This window comes from Rhodococcus koreensis, from assembly GCF_017068375.1.
Taxonomy (GTDB): Bacteria; Actinomycetota; Actinomycetes; order Mycobacteriales; family Mycobacteriaceae; genus Rhodococcus_F; species Rhodococcus_F koreensis.
The window spans coordinates 232,194-251,685 of record NZ_CP070611.1 but is presented as its reverse complement, the minus strand read 5'-3'; the positions used below and the strand labels follow the sequence as shown (position 1 = coordinate 251,685).

Sequence of the window (19,492 nt, the reverse complement as noted above, 5' to 3'; positions counted from 1 at the left end):
AGGCCCGTAAAGTCCGCGTTAAGGGAGCAATGCCATGTCAGGTCCGCACTCGACGGGCGAGCCGATCATCATCAGATCCGCTCGCGACGTCACCAACCTGGTCAACTCGGGTATCGCGAAAGGCGGCAATGCCCGAGCAATTACCTTCATCGCCTTAGGCGGCATCTTCATCGATGCCTACGATTTCTCCGCGATTGCCTTCGGGCTCCACGACATCGCCCACACCTACCAATTGGGTCCTGTCGGTGAGGGAATCGTCGCATGTTCCATCATGGTCGGCGCCCTCATCGGTGCCCTCGTCGGCGGCTATCTTGTCGACCGGCTGGGCCGCTACAAGCTCTTCATGGCCGACATGATCTTCTTCGTCGTCGCAGCACTGGTCTGCGCTGTGGCACCGAACGTGGAAATTCTCACTGCGGGCCGGTTCGTGATGGGTGTCGGCATCGGCATCGACTTCCCCGTCGCCCTTGCATTCATCGCCGAGTTCACCCGATCGGCCCGAAAGGGTGGGCAGGTAACCCTTTGGCAACCGATGTGGTACTTGGCGACGGCGTCGAGTTTTCTCGTACTCCTCCCCCTGTATTTCATCGTTCCCGAATCAGCCCATGACAACTTGTGGCGATGGGCAGTCGGTTTCGGTGCCGTCCCTGCGCTCGCTGTCATGCTCGTTCGCCACCGCTACATGGACGAGTCCCCCTCCTGGGCCGCGAACCAGGGAGACCTCGAGCGGGCGGCGGCGATCCTCAAGAAGTCCTACGGCCTGAAGGTCCACCTCGACCCGGACGCTCCGAGAGAGCTTCCTTCGGGCGACAAACCCAAGTTCGGGGACTTCCGCAGACTGTTCACCCGCCGCTACCGGCAACGCACGATCCTGGCTGCGACGGTCTCCGCCTGCCAATCCATGCAGTATTACGCCGTCGGGTTCGCCCTGCCCGGAATCATCATCGGGTTCCTCGCCCAGGACCGGCTCACCTCGATCGTCGGGGCGCTGGCGTTCAACGTCCTCTTCGGCATCACCGGAGGATTCCTCGGCGTCAAACTGGCCGGCAAGTGGGGATCGTGGAAGCTCTCCACGATCGGATTCGGGATCTGCCTCGCCGCCCTGGTGGGCTTGGGGCTCATCGGAACGCCATCGAGCACGACGATGCTGATCGGTGCGGCTGCGCTGCTCGGCGCCTTCGTCTTCGCGCACGCCGCCGGCCCCGGCGCGCAGGGCATGACCATGGCGACCCTGAGCTATCCGACCTCGCTGCGCGGAGTCGGCTCTGGATTCAGCCAAGCGCTGCTGCGGATCGGGTCGACCGTGGCCCTGCTCTTCTTCCCGATCCTGGGCGCCCATCTGGGCACCGGCGTCTATCTGGTCGTGGCGCTCGCACCGACCTTGGGTCTGCTCACCCTGCTCCTGATCCGGTGGGAACCCATCGGACAAGACGTCGACGCCGACGACGATCCAGCCCCACAGTCCACCTCAACCAACCCATCAGCCACCACCGAGGCTGTCGGCGCTACCGGGTCGGCCACGACCGGTGGCCCGCCGGCCGGGCGGCCACTCAGCAAGGAGATGCAATGACCACCAACACGAAGGTTGCCTTCATCGGCGTCGGAAAGATGGGCGGCGCGGTTGCTCGCCGCCTGGCTACCGGCGGATACGACGTCCGGGTCTTCGACCTCAACGACGCCGCCGTCAACGACTGCATCCAGGTCGGTGCCGTCGCCGCCGCATCCGCGATCGATGCGGTGGCCGGGGCGGATGTGGTGTTCACCAGCCTCCCGCTCCCCGAGCACGTGCTGTCCATGTGGCGCGAAGTGGCGCCGCACCTCGCCGACTCGGCGATTGCGGTGGATGTCTCGACGATCGATCCCGCCACCGCACGCACCACGGCCGAACTCCTCGAAGGCCTGGGCCACGGCTTCGTCTCCTGCGCCCTGGGCAAGACCCCCGCCGCCGCCGAAAACGGCGAGATCCCGCTGTTCGTCGGCGGATCAGCGCCTGCGCTCACCCAACTGCAGCCGTTGCTGGACCGGATCGGCCAGCAGACCTACGACTTCGGCTCCCCCGAGGGGGCGGCCATGTTTAAGCTGATCTCGAACTTGATCGGGATGACCAATCTGGCCGTGCTTGCCGAGGGGTACGTGCTCGCACGCAGCGTCGACATCACGCCGGAGATGTTCGCCGCCGCCCTCAAGGACACCGGGGCATGTTCGTTCCAGTCGGACGTGCGGCTGCCGTGGATCATCGACAACGACTACACCGCACGATTCGGTGTCACACTCGCCGCCAAGGACGTCCGGCTCGCAGTCGACGCCGCCGCGCGGACCGGTGTGCCGACACCTGTTGCTGCACAAGGTCTTGCGCAGCTCGTCTCCGCCATCGCCCACGGCTACGGTGACGAGGACGTCATCGCCATGGCCAAGGTCCTCGACCCGAGCTCGACCCTGCTCAACTCCGAGGGGGCAGACCATGTCTGACATCGACGGAATGATCGACGCAGTCATCACCGAGGACGTGTGGGGGCAGCCGTTCGACGATCTGGGGACCTCGCGCTCGATTCTGCGTGCACCCCACGCCTGGCAAGACCGGGAAAAGCTGCTCGAGCTGGGCTCGCGGTCCCGGGCACTCGTAGTCCGCAACCGGACCCAGGTCGATCGCCAGCTGATCGAGGCATGTCCGTCCCTGCGGGTCATCGCCCGCGCCGGGGTAGGGCTGGACAATATCGATCTCGAGTGCGCCAACGAGGCCGGGGTCGTGGTGGTGGCCCCCTTGGGCGCCAACGCGATCAGCGTCGCTGAGCACACGCTCGGGATGGCCCTGTCCGCGGTGCGCCGCACCGTCGAACTCGATGCCGACTGCCGCCGGGGCGGCTGGCAGCGTACCCCTGGGCGGGAACTTCACGGCGGCGTGTGGGGACTGTTGGGTGCCGGAGCAACCGGACGGGCCTGCGCCCGCCTCGCCCGCAGCCTCGGTATGACGATCGTGGCGTACGACCCGTACGCCGATGCCGAAAAGTTGGCGCAGGAAGAAATAGAATTGCTGGAGCTTCCTGCCCTGGTCGCAGCGAGGGCGGACGTGATGTCGTGCCACCTTCCGGCGACCCGCGGCACCGCGCACCTCATCAACGGTGAACTCCTCGCTGTCATGAAACCCACCGCAGTGCTGGTCAACGTCGGACGCGGCGAAGTCGTCGATGAGGGTGCACTGGCCGATGCCCTCGAGACCGGTCGCCTCGGCGGCGCCGCACTCGATGTCCGGGAAGTAGAACCCCCACTCCCGGGGCGCCTCGACAAACTCGACAACGTGATTCTCACCCCGCACATCGCAGGAATCACCACCCATAGCCAGGACCGAATCCTCGCAGTGCTTGCCGACAACATCGCGGCGGTGCTCGACGATCGCAGCGCGACCGCTGCGGTCGGAACACACCGAGAGGCCCGCTCATGATCGACACCGCAAACGCTGCCATCGACCTGGCCACGGACCTCCTGCGTGCGGCGGGGCTCGAGCCCACCCGGGCGGCAACAACCGCGGAATGCATCGTGCAGGCCGACCTGTGGGGCATCGGCTCTCACGGCCTGCTGCGCCTGCCCTATTACCTCGAACGAATGCAGGCAGGTGGATACCCACCGGAGGCCGAGTTGGTCACGGTCAGCGACACCGGTCCCGTGCTCGCGCTGGACGGCGGCGGCGGTCTCGGGCACTGGCAGCTGTGGCGCGCAGCCGAACTCGCCGCCGAACGCTGCGCCGCATACGGAGTCGCGGTGGTGTCGGTCGGCAATTCCGGTCACTGCGGAGCCCTCGGCATCTACACCCGCGCCGCAATCGACGCCGGCTACATCGCGCTCGCCTTCTCGAACGGACCCGCGGTGATGCCCCCGTGGGGCGGCAACAAGCCGTTGCTGTCGACATCACCGATCGCCGCAGGCATACCCAGCAGACCCACCCCGGCCATCATCGACCTCGCCACCAGCGCGGTCGCGCGGGGGAAGATCGCAGCCCACGCCCAGAACGGCGATCAACTTCCCGATGGGTGGGCACTGGATGCACACGGAGAACCGACGACAGACCCGCAGGCCGCACTGCGCGGCATGTTGTCCCCGCTGGGGGGTGCCAAGGGATTCGCCCTTGCCTTCCTGATCGAGGCACTCGCCGGCGGTGCGGTCGGCCCCCACCTGTCGGTGGACGTCCCCGACATGTTCGACGACTCCGACGCCAAACATCCGCAGCGGATCGGTCACCTCATCGTGACGGTCGACCCTGCCCGCCTCGACAGCAGCGGAACCGGGGCCCAGGATCGAATCGACAGGCTGGCGAATCTTGTGGGTGAACACGGAGGTCGACTACCGGGCGCCCGCCGGTCGACAATCGGCAACCTTCCCGCCAACACTCCGCTCGACCTCGCGACGACCACGGTCGACCAGTTGATCGGATGGGCGGGGCGCCTGGGCGTGGCAGTTGCCCCCAGCACCGACCAGCCGGTCATGACCTGAACCGAACATCCCCGGCCAACCCGATCGCAATGTCGACAGGGATGGCCGGGTTATGGCCGGCTCCAGGAGCACCAACCACCCACATCTCCAAAGTCCCAGGTACCAGAGGTGACGATTACGATCCGCGACGTCCGTGCCATCTACGGACGTGGAGATGGAACGGTCGCGATGTTCCCCTACATGATCGGAACGCAGGCAGATCCGCGGGGAGTGGGAGCCGGCCGCAATCCTCCCCGGCAGAACACCTCTCTCGCCGGTACACCGTTGAAGGAAACACACCACGTTGCTGCACCCCGCGGCGCGGGCTTTTACCAGCAAGATCCCGCCTCCTAGGTGCGGCCGGAAAGGAACATCGTCACGACCTCCACCACAGCCCCTGTCACGTTGCGTCATCGGGTCGGCAGCTCGCGCGGCCAACTGACCATCATCACCGACAGATCAGCTCCCGCACCGCCATTGCGCAACTGCACCAACTCGAGCGCCACATCGAGGACTCCGACAAACCACGGTCGCGCAAGCGAGCTGAGCGAATGCATGGTGACGCTACCGACCACATTCTGGCATTCGCACTGAAGAGCGGCACTGGGACGGTGGATCAGCCGAGGACATCCTCGTCGAAGTGGGTCTTCCCTGAGCAATACTCCCGACGCGTGAGACGCGATTGGACGGAGTGCCGGCGAAATCCTGCCACCGCAGAACAACCGACGACTCACGAATATCTGCCGCGTCAGACTGAGATCCTCACCACCCCAACCGGAGTAGACACCTGGGGTGCGTACTTTACGCGCAGCCCCACACCCGTCACCGGAAGGACACGAGAACGATGACACTGCTCACCTCGCCGCTTCCTGCACCCCTCAGTCGCTTCTGGAAATGGCAACTTCATGCTCGATGCCGAAACACCAACGCGAATCTCTTCTTTCCCTGTGAAGGAGAGGGCAAGGGCGCGCGGATCCGACGCGAACGCACGGCCAAACAGATCTGTACGGGGTGCCCGGTCCGGCCGGAATGCCACGATCACGCCGTCACGGCCGACGAAGCATTCGGAGTCTGGGGCGGCACCTCCGAGTCCGAGAGACGCCGTCTCAACACCGAATCCAAACAAATCGCTTCGCCTACACCCGACGCTCCAGGGCTCTCGCTCCGCCACCCTGGCCCGAGCAGACAGGCGCAGGATGCGGTATCCGACCAGGAAGCGGCTATTTAATCAAGAGTAACGCCACCCGCCGAAGATCAGACCGGCCAGGCCTTTCGTTCCGGGCCCCGGGTGATCAAACCAGTGAGTCACTCCTACATGCACGGCAGCGCCTGAAACTTCCTCGTCTAGACGACAACCTGCGACTGGCCGAATGGGTGTTACGGGAGACGGGTAGCGGCACGCGACAACGTTCAAGACCGCCCTGGGGCACGTCCTGCTGTTGCATTGGAGGTGTCGACAACTGCCGACCTAATCGGTGCGCCCGGAGGGCATTTCGTCGCGGTCAGTACGCGCCGAGATTGGCTCGGGACCTTTGGTCGAGCATGCGACGGAGATCCGCACTGTCCGTTGAACGCGGTGCGGCTTCCTACCGAGCGCTTTTCGGAGTCCGCCACTCTCCTATGCAAATCGCAGCCAACTCGTTGGGCAAGCACGCGTAGCAACTCATAACACGTCTTTCTCCTGATCTGTTGTCGGTCACTGCGATAGCACCCCCAGCGCGACCCGCATTTCGAGGCCAGACCCTTGACACTGTGACCGCGATAACAGTAGCGTTCCGGAAAGTAAGAGGTCTTACCACCGAGGATGAGAGCGACATGTCTCGTTCAAAGTTTAGATTTCTTCGGCCACGAGGAGGGCGATGCGGAGGCCGTCGCGGTCAGTAATCGTGAACCGGCTCAGGTCTCCTGTGCCGTCCTGTCGGGTACTGACCGAATTGTCCGTCGAGGTGCTCGATCCGGGCCCCTGGGCCACAAGCACGCTCTCACTGACCTCAGCGCGGGCGACGACGTCGAATTGAGGCACTATGCCGATTTCCAATCACGCTCTGGGCGAAGCAAATTTGGAAACTCTCCAGGGCATCGCCCACCTCATGATCGTCATCGACCCGCCTCGCACGGATTACGCCACTTATGTCTCCTCCCGCCGGCTCCACGATCTCGCGGCGGCCCACAAGCAGCAGGCGGGAGGGCCCTGGCGCTCGGCTCCTCGCCCCCTCCCAGATGACCGGTCGAGCAGCTCGGGATCGACTCCACACTGTGGCCCCCACGAGAACCTGCTCAACCATTGACCAGCGGCACACTTCCCAGAGCAAAGGAGCTCTCCGTGTCCGACACCATGCTCATCGTTAACATTGCCATCGCCATCCTGGGCGTCATCGGCCTGATCGTCGTCGTCAAACTCGACCCGGTGATGTCGCTGGTAATCGGGGCGCTCTACATCGGTCTCACCGGTGGGCTCGGGGCCGCTGGCACACTCATGGCGATGACCGAAGGATTCGGCGATGTCATGGCCGACATCGGGATGCTTATCGTCTTCGGGGTCCTCATCGGCGCGCTGTTACAAGAGACCGGCGCGATATCCCGACTGGTCGACGTGCTGCTCAACCGCTTCGGAAAGCGCGGTCTGCCTTACGCCCTCGGACTCACTGTCGGCACCGGACTCCAGTCCATCTATCTCGACGTCCTCGTCGTGATCAGTGCCCCGCTGGCACGCGCCGCGAGTCCGCGCCTGGGGCGATTCGGCCTTGCCCGGGCCGGTTCCGCGCTGACGCTCGGGTTGTACTGCGGCCTGGCCATGATGGTCCCTGGCGCCGCCAATATCGCCATCGCCGGACTACTCAACATCCCGCTCGGCAAGATGCTGCTGTGGGACCTAATCGTGATCATCCCGACGATCCTGCTGTCCACGGTCATCATTTTCACGCTGATCAAGGGCGGCTTCTGGAACCCGGACAAGGACGAGCAGGAACCCCTCCCGGCCACCACGCCCCACGACGGGCACGAGATAGCCGGCGGCACGGCAGGGCCTGACCAGGGAACGCACCCGACGGAGTCCACCGAGGACGGTCCCCAGGGTCAGAGCCACGGCGCCACAGCGGTCGCGGTACGCGCCGAGGAAAATGCGCGCTCGGTTCCCTTGCTGGTCCTGTTCCTTCCGCTGCTCCTGGGTTTGGTGCTCATCGCGTCCGGTTCGGTCGCCAACGCCGTGGGCGACGTACCCACGGTGCTCGAGCTCATCTCGGATCCGGTTGTCGCACTGTTGATCGGGCTCATCGGTACAGTTGGCGTCGCGCGCTACACGGTGGGATATGACCGTCTCGCAAACGCCTTTCAGCGCGGTTTCGGGAGCAGTGGGCAGATCCTAATCCTGACCGGTGTCGGCGGATCCCTCGCGGGAGTGGTAACCGCCAGTGGACTCGGCGATGTGCTGAAGGACTCCTTCACGGCCAGCCATGTGGCGCCTCTGCTGTTGGTCTGGGCGATCGCGGCAGTCCTGCACGCAGCGATCGGTTCGGTCACACTCGCGGCGCTGACCGCCGCAGGCATCCTGGCCCCCATCGCGCCGCAACTCGGCGTCGAGCCAGCCCTCATCGGGCTGGCCGCCGCGTCCGGTTCACTGTTCGCAGTTCATGTGACGGCCAATGCCTTCTGGATGGTGCAGAGCATGCTCGGCCTCACGACCAGAGGCACGCTGAAGCTGGTGACCTTCGGAGTATCGATAGCCTCGGTGGTCTCACTCGCCTTGGTGAATGCGTTCAACCTCATTATCTAGCTGAGATGTCGGACAGCACAGCGCGAAAACGTACCGACTCTCCCTCAACCGCCATGCTTGGCCGGGCCCGCAAAATGCCGGTGCTGAGTATCGCGGTCATCTCCTGGCGGGCGGGTACGGGCAGAGCTCGATTCCGGTCGCCTTATCACGGTCACTCCACCACTCCAACTTCGGCGAACGTTGAAAACAGTCTGGCTACCCACCGAGCGCCTGTCAGATGCGGGATTGTCCCGAGTTCAGTTGCCCCGTGGCGTCGCCGCGCAATGGCGGCTGCTGCTCCCCATGCTGGCGCACTGTGAACCCGGAATGCGGCCAACGTATTTCCTGTCACCACCCGGCCTGACCCACACCACCCCGGCACCACCGTCCCCCACCCAAGGCGACTCCATCGCGACCACCACGACTCAGGGTGCTGCACCGCCGGAAATCACGTCCGATCCCACGGTGATCGTTCGACTCTGTGCAGCTCATCCAGAACCTCATCGAGCGCAGTGGTCGGGATGCGGAAGTCCTCACCCTCCGACCCACGAAGACAGCCGCGTACATAGGCGAGCAGGACGAGTTCACGCTCGAGGTCTGCTGCGGTTCGATCGCCCACCGTCTCATCCTAACGCTGCCCAGCGGATGAACGTGCACCGGATCGGGCGCCCACACGCCCGCCGTCTCGATGCCGGTGCCGTCCTGGGCGTGCACGTCACACCAGGATTAACCAACCGGCCGAGCGGCGTCTTTTTAGTCGGGAACCGCCGCTCGACACCGATCGCTCACTGCGCCACAGCACGCCACTCGTCTGTGCGCTCAGGCGTTGCCTGCGCCAAGGCCTTCAACGTAGCTTCCCGATCAAAATCCTTGCCGTAGACCGGGGTTCCCGGCTGCTGACGCCAGGAATCTTCGACTGTGCCCGCGTCGACAGGGTCGAAGCCGAGCTGATTGACCAGATCGAATACCACCTGCTTCTGCAGTGCGTCGTCGCCGGCGACGGGGAGCGCGATCCGGCCGCTCGACCCTTCCGGTAGACCCCTCTCGAGAAGATGCTTCCACCAGATTCCGTTGAACGCCTTGAACACCGGAACTCCGAGGTGTTCTTGCACCCATTCACTCTCTACCTGACCGTCTTCGATGGCGGCGATCAATCCGTCTCGCTGCTGCGGGTAGTAGTTGTTGGTCTCGATCACCGGAGCACCATTGGCAGCGCCGGCGAGGATCCCGGCGGGAAGGTCCACGACGTTCTTCTGCGGGATGCTCACGATCACCAGGTCTGCACCCTCGGCGGCTTCGGTGTTCAGCACCGCCTTTGCGCCGGTCTCCGCCTCGAGGTCTGCGAGGGTGTCGGGTGTCCGAGAGTTCGACACGCACACATCGTGACCGAGCGCAGTCAACCTGCGTGTCAGCGTGCCACCGATCTGACCAGCTCCGATAATTCCGATGCGCATATCTCTTGTGCTCCTTCGTCGAGTGCCGCGATACTTCGCGACTGCTGCATGCGTCAACAACGGACACCGTCGGATAGTTCCGCGTGGGCCCATTCCGCTCGACCTGATTCAAATACTGGACAGTTCGACTCAGTCGGCCGACGTACCGCTTCTCGGTCCTGTCGTGGGTGAGTTGACTACCCCGATTGCGGCACGAATCGTGCTGTACATCGTGAACCGCTCTTGGAACTCGCGTTTTGGCGGTGTGAGCCCTACTCGCCGATGGTGTAGCCGCGCTGTCGATTGGCCCGGCCAACCCGGGAGGCGACAACGGCAGCGACAACGCCGGCAGCGCAGGAAACGCGTCGGTGGCGCGTTCGGTGATCGCGATGCAGACACCGCCGGCGAACCGGCCACGGTAGACGATCCCATCGAGATCGTCATGGGCCCAGTGAATGGTGCGGGCCCAGTGCTGGGTTCGGCCGTGCGCGGCGGAGTCGAGGGCAAGGTTGCCGCCGACCCCGGTCATCCATGCCCCCTCCCCGATGCCGGACACATCGAGCAGTCTCAGCGGCCGGGTGAATCGCAGCCCGGTCAGATACGGGTCGCCGCGGTGCCGGTCGATCACCCGGGCGCTCTGAAACGCCTCGGCCAACCCGCCGCGAGGACTGACGGCGCCGTACCAGATGCCGTAACCGGGATGCTGCGCCCGCGGGAGCGGGTGGTGGTCGAACCGCAGGATCGGACCGAACGTACGCAATCCATTCCACGGCAGCACATGGGTGCCGGTGGTGCGATGCACCCGCCATACCACCTCGACCGGATGCCGGTCGAACACTTCCTCGCCGCGCACGCCCGCATCACGAAGGTCGGCGATGGACGGCGGTGCGGGCAGCATCGACTCTATGCCGATTCCCATTCGGCGGCGGTGTTCCACGGTCAGGGACGGTTGCGGGAGGGTCAGCAACGCCTGCACGGTCAGCGGGTGCAGGTCCTTCGCCAACAACGGCACCACCTGGTCGAGGTGCGGCACCGCACCGGTGTCGGTGAACTGGGCGGGCGGCAGAAACCGGTTCCGGCCCGACGCGAACGCCCACAGGGTGCCCTCGCCGAGGCGTTGCCGGATCCGGGCCGCGGTCACCCCGAGACGGTCCGCGGCCTCCGCGATCGACAGGGAGTGGCGGACTGTTGCGCCCCGACTCTGACAGAGGGTCTCATCACACGGAAGGATGAGATTCATGGGAGCGCCGAGCAAGTACCCAGAGGAGCTGAAGGATCGGGCAACACGGCTGACGGTTGAGGCCCGTCGCGACCCGAGCGCACGGGTCGGGGCGATCGCGAGGATCGCTGACCAACTGGGTATCCATCCGGAGGCCCTTCGTACCTGGGTTCGTCAGGCCGAGGTCGACGGTGGTGACCGACCAGGCTCCACGACCGACGATGCGAAGCGGATCGCTGCAGACGAACGTGAGGTGCGGGAACTCAAGCGGGACAGCGAGATCTTGAAGACGGCGTCCGCATATTTCGCGGCAGCGGAGCTCTCGACCGCAAACTGAAGTGATCGTCGACTACATCGACGCACACAAGGCCGACTACGGGGTCGAGCCGATCTGCCGAGCTCTCGTCCAGGCCGGCGTGCAGATCGCCCCGTCGACGTACTATGCCGCGAAGTCCCGGCCGCCGTCGGCCAGGGCGGTCCGCGACGCCGAACCGATTCCCGAGATCCACCGTGTGCATGCCGAGAACTACGGTGTCTACGGCGCGAGGAAGGTGCACGCGGAGCTGAACCGGCGGGGAATCCAGGTGGCCCGTGCACGGTCGAGCGGCTCATGCGTGCCGAAGGCCTCCGCGGAGTCATGCGGACGAAGAACCCGTGGACCACGACACCGGCCGCCGAAACCGAGTGTCCTGCGGACCTGGTCGAGCGCCGGTTTCGCGCGGCGGCGCCGGACCAGCTGTGGGTTGCCGACATTCCCTCGAGCACTCTGTGCAGGGCGGTACCCCCACTTACGTCCGCACATTCGCCGGGTGGGTGTACGCCGCATTCGTCACCGACGTGTTCTCCCGGAGGGTCGTCGGCTGGCAACTGTCGACGAGCCTGCGCACCGATCTCGCCCTCGACGCCCTCGAAATGGGTTTACCCGCCGGTCGTCGCGGTGGGAGTGGTTGGTCCGGCGTGTGGTTATGCGGTGCCGGCGAGGGGTTCGAGGATGACGCGGTAGCCCAGTGATTCGAGCTGGCTGATGGCGCGGGCCCTGGTCTTCGTAGGGACGCGGCGGGTGAAGTAGTCGGCCCCGGGATCACGGTAGAAGTCACCGTTGGTGAGCATGTTCCAGGCGGCGACGAGCATCGCGTGCTCGATCGCCACGACTGCCTTCATCGGCCCCCGGTGCGCGGCGATGCGCCGGAACTTCGCCGAGAAATAGGTTCCCTTGGAGCGGGAGACGGCGAGGGCGGCGGAGCCGAGGGCGCCCTTGAGGTACCGGTTTCCGGGCCGGGTCTTCGTGGATTTCACCCGACCGGCCGACTCGTTCGACCCCGGTGCCAATGTGGTAGTGAAATGGGTTCGATGGTCTCCTTATGACACAGAACAAGCCGCCCATAAATGTTCCAAAGGCCCCCCAGTGCCACTCAGAGACGGTTTCATTGGAATATGCAGCCGTGATTGGCATGTTGCAATGATCATGAAAGTTGGGCAGCCGAATATTCTCGCCGTGTTGGCTCGGGTCTACGTGGATAGCCTTGAGGCTACACTTCCGCTCTACCACGAGCTTGTAGGCGGGTACGAGCCTCACGTCTTCGAGTTCCGCCAGGCCAGGCTTGCGATGATTGGATCGTTCCTGCTGGTCGAGGGAGCGAACGAGGAGATGCGGTCCCGCGCAGCAACCATCGTCGTCCGAGATATCAGGGCCATCGCAGACGCAGTTTTCGCAGCTGGCGGCGAGTTGATTGAAGGGCCTGCTGCAGGACCAAACGGCCCCCGACTCATCGCGCGCCACCCTGACGGAAATGTGCTCGAATACATTCAACTCAAAATCAACAACTAATCGCTGCATGGCGTGTCCAGAGAATTACGGTTTCGAACTCCCCGAGGTTCCCGATCCGCATGAAGGCATTGTCGGTGCCCCAGGGCCGGGCTTGGTCGATCTCGACCCGACCCGGGCCCGGCGCCGTCCTCGGCGAAGAGGCCTACTCCTCGCGCCACCTGTGATCGAGAGATATCGAATCGGTTGTCTCCGAGCCGGACGACCAGACGCAGCCGCCGTCAACACGCAGACGCGGCGATAGCCCCGGCCCGGTTCGATGCCCAGAACCGGGCCGGTCGCATCCGCACTTCTCACTCAGAAAACTGGAGAGCTTCCGTGTTGCTTGCCCCCGCTCCAGCCGAACGCCGCTCGAGCATGATCGCGATCGGATCGCCCGGTAACGCATACACCAGGAAAACGTGAGCGTATAGACGGACTAGTCTAGTCAACCACGACCACATATCCCGCCCGACGAAGAACGAAACGTACGATCATCCGTCCCACACTTACACGAGCAAACCGGAGGACACCGCCCCGTTAACGACTCGGCCATGCGTCTACAAATGCTGAGCGGGGAGGATGCGAGGAACCAACCATTGCCGTCCGAGTCGCGTTGATATTGCAACTCATTCATCCTCGTGACGACCGCGACAGGGAGGTCCAACCTACCGAATTCGGCCCTAGCCACTGTGCCCGTCCGATACGTTGACTCCTTCGAATGAGATGAGGACTTTGCGAACCGCGGCCGGATCCGTGCGCATGACGGACAGCGCCTGCTCAATCTCCTCGAAAGCGAACCGGTGGGTTACCAGAGCGGCGAAGTGCTCCGGGTTGCGTTCGATGAGGCGCAACCCTTCGTCAATCAGGTTCAAGCTGTTCCTACTACCGAGGATGTCGAGTTCTTTCAATGGGATGGCGCACATCGGGATCGTCACTTCGCGGTCGGAAATTCCCACAGCGACGACGCGCGCGGTCGGAGCGGCGATCTCGACGGCGCCGATGAAGGCCGCTGGTGACCCAGTGGCTTCGATGATCAGTGTGACCGGACGCTCGCTGTCGCCTATTGCCCTCGCGATCTCAGCCCCAGTTGGGAAGGGGGCGCTCACGTCGATCACGACAGTGCTTGCCGCACCGAACTCCCGGGCGGTATCCGTGCGCGACAGGACTGTGTCGGCGGCGACCACGTCCACGCCGGCCTCGCGGAGCGCAAGCGTCGCGATCAGCCCGATGGGGCCGCAGCCGATGACGAGCGCGAGCTCACCTGCTTGGGGACGACCCCGTTGCACAGCCTGCAGCGCGATGCTGGCTGGTTCACTGAGTGGAGCAAGTGCGCTGGGCACGGTCTCTGGGACCGAATGGAGAGCGGAGATCGGCACTGCGATGAACTCGGCAAAGGCGCCGTCTTCGTAGCACCCCAGTACTGATACGTCCCGGCAGACGTTGGATCTACCGACCGAGCATGCGTGACACTTCCCGCAGGTACGCACCGGCGATACGGCCACGCGTGAGCCGATCTGGAACGCTGGGTGGTCAGATTGGATGGAGGCTACGGTTCCGACAATCTCGTGACCTTGCACGATTGGAAACGGGTTCAGGTACTCGCCTTCCCAGATGTGGAAGTCCGTTCCACACAACGTGACATGCTCGACGCGCACCAAGGCGGTACCTCGCTGGACGGCGGGCAGCGGGCGCTCGACGAACTCGATGGTGCGTGGTGCGGTCGTGTTGGCGACCCTCATTTGATGATCCCTTCCAGTCCGAATGCGACGTTCCATCTGCGAATATCCCGTGTCTCGATCAAGCCGGCGCTCCAGAACGGGTCTCCGTCGAGGAGCCGCGCGACTTCATGTGGTGACCCCACAGAGATGACGAGAAGTGCTCCTGGACTGGCATCGTCTTCCAGCCGACCGCTTGCGGCCAACTGGCCGCGGCCGTGTAAGTCCTCCAGAAAGCGGATGTGGTCTGGGCGCAATGTATCTCGAGCGGTCGCACTGCCGCGCGTGTACTCGTACCGCACGGCGTAAAGCGCCGGAAAGGCCTGTGGGTCCATTAGTGCACCTCCAGTTCAACAGCGGCGGCTGCGAGGGTCAAAATCGCTCCGTCCTTCACGAGGTTCTTCTGAAGAGTGACCGGATCGAGTCGACTGGGCTCGATATCGAGCGCCGCGCTCAGAGCAGCTGCCGTTCCTGCGGCTTGGCCGAGTGCCATCACTGTTCCCATATGCCGCATGCCACCCATACCCTCAGCAGTCGCTGAGACGCATCGACCTGTGACGATGACTCCAGGAGCACCGGGGACCAGCAGGGCGCGGTACGGGATTTGAAACGGCGAGTCGGGGATGGTCAGTGAGATACCAACACCATCTGAGTGATGGATGTCGAGCGGCCCGCCGCCAAGCGCAATCGCGTCTGGGAATTGCCGACCCGTTCTTATATCTTCGCCCGTCACTACGTACTTCCCGACGACACGCCAGGTTTCGCGGACGCCGATCCAAGACGCGATCGTTCCGAGCTTCGCTCGCTCGAATCCGGGCACGGACTGTCGTAGGAACGGCACGAGGCCATCGATCATCCGGCGCCCGTCAACCTCAGCGAGCGCGAGTTGCGCCTCATCTGTCCCGTCTCTGCCGGACACTCGTGTCATCAGGATGATCGCATCGTCGCCATGAGGGGAGCTCACTACCGATAGCAACTTCTGGGAAAGAACACCCAAACTGACGCCTTCGACAGCTAGCTGAGCTTTCGCTGCCCTCGGTAGCGACCGGAATCGTGGCATGTCGACATCCACAAGCCGAGCGATCTGGGTCATGGGTTGTCGGGTTCGAGGGTCGGCTCGCTCGTTTTCTCGTCGGCCTCCTGCGCCGACTGCTACCGTGCCGTTTGCGCTGGCATCAACGACAACGCGTGCGCGGAGCGCCTTCCGCGACTCGATACCCTGGTAGACGATTCCTGTGCATGTGCCGTTCTCGATGATCGGTGCGACGGCCTGCGAGTGAAGGTAGAGCTGGACGCCGCTCTGCACGAGCATCTCGTCGAGGACGATCTTCATCACCTCGGGGTCGAACGGAAAGGTGACTACGTCGATTGGGGCGTCACTCGCTTCGGCCAAAACATAGCGGCCGAAGCCCGGCGACGCTTCGCGGGCGAGAATACGTTCGACCAGCTCCATGGCGATGCCGCCAACGATCCGGCGGTTGCGCCAGAAGAAGCCCATGAAGCTCGCCACCATTGCGCCAGTTGCTGTGCCCCCAAGGAATGAGGACCGCTCGACGAGCGCGACTGAGGCGCCTGATCGGGCTGCGGCGATTGCGGCAGCAACACCGGAAGGGCCGCCGCCGACGACGACGACATCGAACTCACCAACTACGCGTACTGCCTCTGCTTCCTGTAGCACGAAGGATGCATTCGAGATGGATTCAAAAGGCGACATTGATCGACCATCCTCCGCCGATAGTGAGTGTTTGGTCTGTGGCGTGGGCGGGTCCTGGGTTACCGAGCGGGGGTGGGGATTCGGCGATCTCGCCAGGTTCCACAAGAAGATCTTGATGCGTGCGCTCCGGGATGCGGCGTTCGGCAACGCGCTGGCTCGTGATCGCATCGGCCACCGTGCGGAGGCGGGTGTTCCCGGGGCTGACAGCATTCATGCGGTTGCCGTACTCAGTCCACTCGAGAGCGGGTGGCCTGGTAAGCGAGGTCGTATTCGCGGTGGCCGCCGGATCGACGGCGAGAAGGTCGAACACGGATCCTCCATGTCGGTATGTTGTTCCGGTCGTCATGATGAGGTGGTGGGGACGTAACCGAACCGGTGGGTCGGAGTGAGGGGACCGAAATCGGGCCACTCGAGATCGATGCCGAGACGAGTGGTGAGCAGCGACTGCAGGTCGGCGATAAGCTCCGCCTTCGCGCGAAGCTCGGCAGGTTCGACGCCTGCACCGAGACAGAATGCGGCGACAGCGCCGGAAGCCTCACCCGCCGACCACTCGACAGGGTGAACACGATAGGCGCCGTTGGTCAGATGGGTTGTGCCCATGGTTTTCCCCGCAGCGAGAACGTTGCGGACCCGGACCGGGATCAGGCTGCCGAGCGGTATCTGGAAGGGATAGGTGTCCAGATCGAGGGTGTTGCGTCCCGACGTCGAGGGGTGCAGGTCCATCCGGTAGGCGCCGATGCCGACCGAATCATCGAAGTGCTCGGCGGAATCGAATCCGTTGCGGGCGGCGACACCGATGTGCTGCTCGGCAACGGTGAACAGTGCCGCGATGCGGCGGCCCTCCCGGATGTACGGCCTCTTCGCAAGGCCGTCTGCGGTTCCGGTGATTTCGGTGTGCGGACGCAACTCCGGATAGCCGACACCTCCGTCGTGCCGCGGCGCCTCCGTTTGCATCCAGTACAGGAAGGATCGGGTGAACTCCCGCGCCTCGTCCAGCGCGGTCTCCCTGTGCTCGGGATCGCCACCGACCAGCGGTAGGCGCATGTAGTCCATCATCGGCCACGCCGCGATCGTGTTGTCCGAGGTCCAGTCGCCGTCCATGTTTTCTGCGGCGAGAACGCGCCGGGCGTGCCACAGGTCGTAGCGGATTCCAGTGGGGCCGGGCGCAGTCACGAACAGCGGCCGGTGGCGCGGTTCGTGCGTGACGTAGTCCGACACCTCCCAGCCCAGCAGCGGGCCGGGCCAGAAGTCCGGCTGATAGCTGCGCCAGAAATCGTAGCTGGTGGGGCGTTCGATGATGTTGTCGGTGTCCGGTGACAGACGCAGGGCCAGCGCCCATGTGATGGCTTGCTGGTCGGTCGGGTCCGGATCTCCGGGCAGTGCGTGGGGCTCACCTGTCTGACTCTGCGACTCGGCGCCGACCACGTGCTCGATCCTGGCGGCGTCGATCAGGTCGCCCAGGTCGGTCGCGTCGATGTAGTAGCCGCCGCTGATCTCCCGCTGTGTTCCGTCGAGCAACTCGACGGTCACCGAATCGACGCGGTCGCCGGTGGTGTCGGCGCGTACTACGCGCGCGTCGCGGATGATTTCGATCAGGCCGCGGCTGCGCCACGGGGCGAGCATTTGCTCGATGACAATTTCCGCCACGAACGGTTCGTGCGAGAGCGGGCCGATGTTCCCGCCCCCGGGGTTGAGGAGGCGCGCGGACCTGGCGTCCGCGGTGAGCGGGTAGTGCTCCGTGTAGAAGGTGCGCACGTTGTTGCGGAAGGTGCGGTAGCTGTGGGTGCATCCCGCGAACTCGATCCACGGATGCTCGTCCGGCGGGATGGCCTGGCTCGACACCTGCCCGCCGAGCCACTCGCACTCGGAGACGAGCACGCTGCGGATTCCCAGACGGGCGCAGGACAGTGCTGCGCCTATCCCTGCCATTCCCCCGCCGACGATGACCACACTGTTGGCGCTCATCGGGTTTCGCCCTTGCTGACCAAGTGTTCTTGTAGTGGCGTGGGGGTGTCCGTGTCGTCGTGGTTGACGCCGAGGCGTTGGGTCTCCGGACCAATGAACACGCAGTAGAAGGCCAGTAGGACGAAGCCGAGGAAGAACAGGGCGACTGCCCAGTAGGAGCCGGCGGCGGCGAGCAGTGAGGTGGCAATCAGCGGCGTCAGGCCGGCGATCGGGTCGGAAGCGGTCCGTGCGGTGGTAACCGCGCTGCTTCGAACGCGGGTGTCGAAGAGTTCGGCGAGGTAGGCGCCGGATACGGACAAGATCACCTTGACTCCGAAGCCGTAGGCGAGCACGAGGGCGACGACGACCAGCAGGTACGACTCGGTATTCACCATCCAGAAGAACGGGAACGTGAACAGCGCCAGGAAAGCGAGACCACCGAGGTAGACGGGACGGCGACCGTACTTGTCGGCGATCGAGCCGGTGAACGGGATCACGACGAGCCCGACCAGGTTGGCGGCCATGACGCCGGTGAGCCCTACGTGCTTGGGCAGGTCCAGATATGATGTGCTGTAGGCGATCGCGAAGACGTTGAACAACTGCCCACCGACGGCGTCGGCGGACCGCGCGCCGGCGGCGATGAGGAGATTGCGGCGTTGCTCCGACCACAGCCACCGCAACGGCGCCTTGACGATCCGGTTCTCTTCCTTGAGCTTCTCGAACTCGGGAGTTTCGTCGACCTGAGTGCGGATGTAGAGGCCGACGGCGACCAGCGAGAATCCGATGAGGAACGGGATCCGCCAACCCCAGGACTCGAATTTGTCGTCCGGCATCAGTGAGAGCAGAGCGAACATTCCGGTGCCCATCAGGATGCCGAGCGACACGCCCATCGCCGGGAGGCTGGCCATCAGGCCACGGCGCTTATCGGTGGAGTACTCCGATACCAGCGTGATCGCGCCGCCGTACTCTGCTCCCGCTCCGATGCTCTGAATCAACCGCAGCAACACCAGCAGGACCGGCGCAGCGACGCCGATCGCCTCGTAGGTGGGCAGCAGCCCGACGGCGCCAGTGGCCAGACCCATCGCCACGAGGCTGAGGATCATCACGCGTTTGCGCCCAAAGGTGTCACCGAATCGGCTGAGGATGATGCCGCCGACCGGTTTGAAGAAGAACCCGATGCCGTAGGTCGCGAAAGCGGCAAGCATTCCGGCCAGTGGACTCAGGTCAGGAAAGAAGAGTTTCCCCAACACCAACGTCGCGGCGGTGCCGTAGATGTAGAAGTCGTACCACTCGAGTACGGTGCCGACGACGCTAGATGCCACAGCTTTGCGCTGGCCAGAAGCAGATGTTGGCTCCGCGCCTGTGGGTGGGTTCGGAGTGTTCACGGGCAATGACTCCCTGGATGATCCTGATTGGGTGAGGCGACAGCGAAATCGGAAATCTTG

General features: G+C 64.3%; 18 protein-coding genes, 2 pseudogenes and 1 other annotated feature. Of the genes and pseudogenes, 10 read left to right on the top strand and 10 right to left on the bottom strand.

From position 1 onward, the window contains the following. Nucleotides 1–34: 34 nt before the first annotated feature. The 7 genes from JWS14_RS47755 (at nt 35) to JWS14_RS47725 (ending at nt 8,236) form a co-directional block, all read left to right on the top strand. Nucleotides 35–1,570: an MFS transporter gene (locus JWS14_RS47755; protein WP_206017144.1), complete on the top strand. Its 1,536-nt coding sequence runs from the start codon at nt 35–37 to the stop codon at nt 1,568–1,570. Further along, nucleotides 1,567–2,469: an NAD(P)-dependent oxidoreductase gene (locus tag JWS14_RS47750; protein ID WP_206017143.1), complete on the top strand. Its 903-nt coding sequence runs from the start codon at nt 1,567–1,569 to the stop codon at nt 2,467–2,469. Before JWS14_RS47755 ends, JWS14_RS47750 begins: the two co-directional genes overlap by 4 nt. After that, entirely contained in the window at nt 2,462–3,439 is a 978-nt protein-coding gene (locus tag JWS14_RS47745) for a hydroxyacid dehydrogenase (RefSeq protein WP_206017142.1), read from the top strand. The genes JWS14_RS47750 and JWS14_RS47745 overlap by 8 nt, the downstream gene beginning before the upstream one ends. Next, a complete protein-coding gene (locus tag JWS14_RS47740; RefSeq protein WP_206017141.1) occupies nt 3,436–4,485 on the top strand; it encodes an Ldh family oxidoreductase in 1,050 nt (349 codons plus the stop codon). Before JWS14_RS47745 ends, JWS14_RS47740 begins: the two co-directional genes overlap by 4 nt. 108 nt (nt 4,486–4,593) lie before the next feature. Continuing rightward, nucleotides 4,594–4,818 (top strand): hypothetical protein, encoded by a 225-nt coding sequence (locus tag JWS14_RS47735; protein ID WP_206017140.1) that lies wholly within the window; start codon nt 4,594–4,596, stop codon nt 4,816–4,818. A 490-nt stretch (nt 4,819–5,308) separates the two neighbouring features. Continuing rightward, nucleotides 5,309–5,692 carry a WhiB family transcriptional regulator gene (locus JWS14_RS47730; protein ID WP_206017139.1) on the top strand — a complete coding sequence of 128 codons (384 nt, stop codon included), beginning with the start codon at nt 5,309–5,311 and terminating at the stop codon, nt 5,690–5,692. Nucleotides 5,693–6,787: 1,095 nt separating this feature from the next. Then, on the top strand, nt 6,788–8,236 hold the full coding sequence (locus JWS14_RS47725; RefSeq protein WP_206017138.1) for a GntP family permease: 1,449 nt from the start codon (nt 6,788–6,790) through the stop codon (nt 8,234–8,236). Between the two features lie 427 nt (nt 8,237–8,663). Here the strand turns inward: JWS14_RS47725 and JWS14_RS47720 are convergent, their stop codons facing one another. The 3 genes and pseudogenes from JWS14_RS47720 to JWS14_RS47710 form a co-directional block, all read right to left on the bottom strand. After that, entirely contained in the window at nt 8,664–8,834 is a 171-nt protein-coding gene (locus tag JWS14_RS47720; protein ID WP_206017137.1) for a hypothetical protein, read from the bottom strand. Nucleotides 8,835–9,000: 166 nt separating this feature from the next. After that, nucleotides 9,001–9,762 carry an NADPH-dependent F420 reductase gene (locus JWS14_RS47715; protein ID WP_338051824.1) on the bottom strand — a complete coding sequence of 254 codons (762 nt, stop codon included), beginning with the start codon at nt 9,760–9,762 and terminating at the stop codon, nt 9,001–9,003. Nucleotides 9,763–9,937: 175 nt separating this feature from the next. After that, a pseudogene (locus tag JWS14_RS47710) lies at nt 9,938–10,546 on the bottom strand (RES family NAD+ phosphorylase); the annotation flags it as partial. Between the two features lie 331 nt (nt 10,547–10,877). Here JWS14_RS47710 and JWS14_RS52140 point away from each other — a divergent pair. Both JWS14_RS52140 and JWS14_RS52135 read left to right on the top strand, forming a co-directional pair. Beyond that, nucleotides 10,878–11,204, top strand: a complete 327-nt coding sequence (locus JWS14_RS52140) for a transposase (RefSeq protein ID WP_420855184.1) — start codon at nt 10,878–10,880, stop codon at nt 11,202–11,204. Then, nucleotides 11,165–11,298, top strand: a sequence feature (AL1L pseudoknot). (Overlaps the previous gene by 40 nt.) After that, complete coding sequence (locus tag JWS14_RS52135; RefSeq protein ID WP_206017134.1) at nt 11,206–11,862, top strand: IS3 family transposase; 657 nt, start codon at nt 11,206–11,208, stop codon at nt 11,860–11,862. (Overlaps the previous feature by 93 nt.) Here the strand turns inward: JWS14_RS52135 and JWS14_RS47695 are convergent. Then, nucleotides 11,831–12,193: pseudogene (locus tag JWS14_RS47695) on the bottom strand (IS110 family transposase); the annotation flags it as partial. The gene JWS14_RS52135 and the pseudogene JWS14_RS47695 sit on opposite strands and share 32 nt — an antisense overlap. 133 nt (nt 12,194–12,326) lie before the next feature. Between JWS14_RS47695 and JWS14_RS47690 the strand changes: the two are divergent. Beyond that, nucleotides 12,327–12,695, top strand: coding sequence for a VOC family protein (locus JWS14_RS47690; RefSeq protein WP_241031904.1), 369 nt, complete (start codon nt 12,327–12,329; stop codon nt 12,693–12,695). Between the two features lie 659 nt (nt 12,696–13,354). Here JWS14_RS47690 and JWS14_RS47685 read toward each other — a convergent pair. The 6 genes from JWS14_RS47685 to JWS14_RS47660 are packed head-to-tail and all read right to left on the bottom strand — an operon-like array spanning nt 13,355 to nt 19,369. Continuing rightward, nucleotides 13,355–14,413, bottom strand: coding sequence for an alcohol dehydrogenase catalytic domain-containing protein (locus tag JWS14_RS47685; RefSeq protein ID WP_206017133.1), 1,059 nt, complete (start codon nt 14,411–14,413; stop codon nt 13,355–13,357). Continuing rightward, nucleotides 14,410–14,724, bottom strand: coding sequence for a YciI family protein (locus tag JWS14_RS47680; protein ID WP_206017132.1), 315 nt, complete (start codon nt 14,722–14,724; stop codon nt 14,410–14,412). Before JWS14_RS47680 ends, JWS14_RS47685 begins: the two co-directional genes overlap by 4 nt. Beyond that, on the bottom strand, nt 14,724–16,103 hold the full coding sequence (locus JWS14_RS47675; protein WP_206017131.1) for an FAD-dependent oxidoreductase: 1,380 nt from the start codon (nt 16,101–16,103) through the stop codon (nt 14,724–14,726). The genes JWS14_RS47680 and JWS14_RS47675 overlap by 1 nt, the downstream gene beginning before the upstream one ends. Then, nucleotides 16,090–16,413, bottom strand: a complete 324-nt coding sequence (locus JWS14_RS47670) for a hypothetical protein (protein WP_206017130.1) — start codon at nt 16,411–16,413, stop codon at nt 16,090–16,092. Before JWS14_RS47670 ends, JWS14_RS47675 begins: the two co-directional genes overlap by 14 nt. Before the next feature lie 32 nt (nt 16,414–16,445). Continuing rightward, the gene (locus JWS14_RS47665) at nt 16,446–18,068 is read right to left on the bottom strand and encodes an FAD-dependent oxidoreductase (protein ID WP_206017129.1); all 1,623 of its coding nucleotides are present in this window, start codon (nt 18,066–18,068) and stop codon (nt 16,446–16,448) included. Next, nucleotides 18,065–19,369, bottom strand: coding sequence for an MFS transporter (locus JWS14_RS47660; RefSeq protein ID WP_241031903.1), 1,305 nt, complete (start codon nt 19,367–19,369; stop codon nt 18,065–18,067). The genes JWS14_RS47665 and JWS14_RS47660 overlap by 4 nt, the downstream gene beginning before the upstream one ends. Nucleotides 19,370–19,492 lie beyond the last annotated feature (123 nt).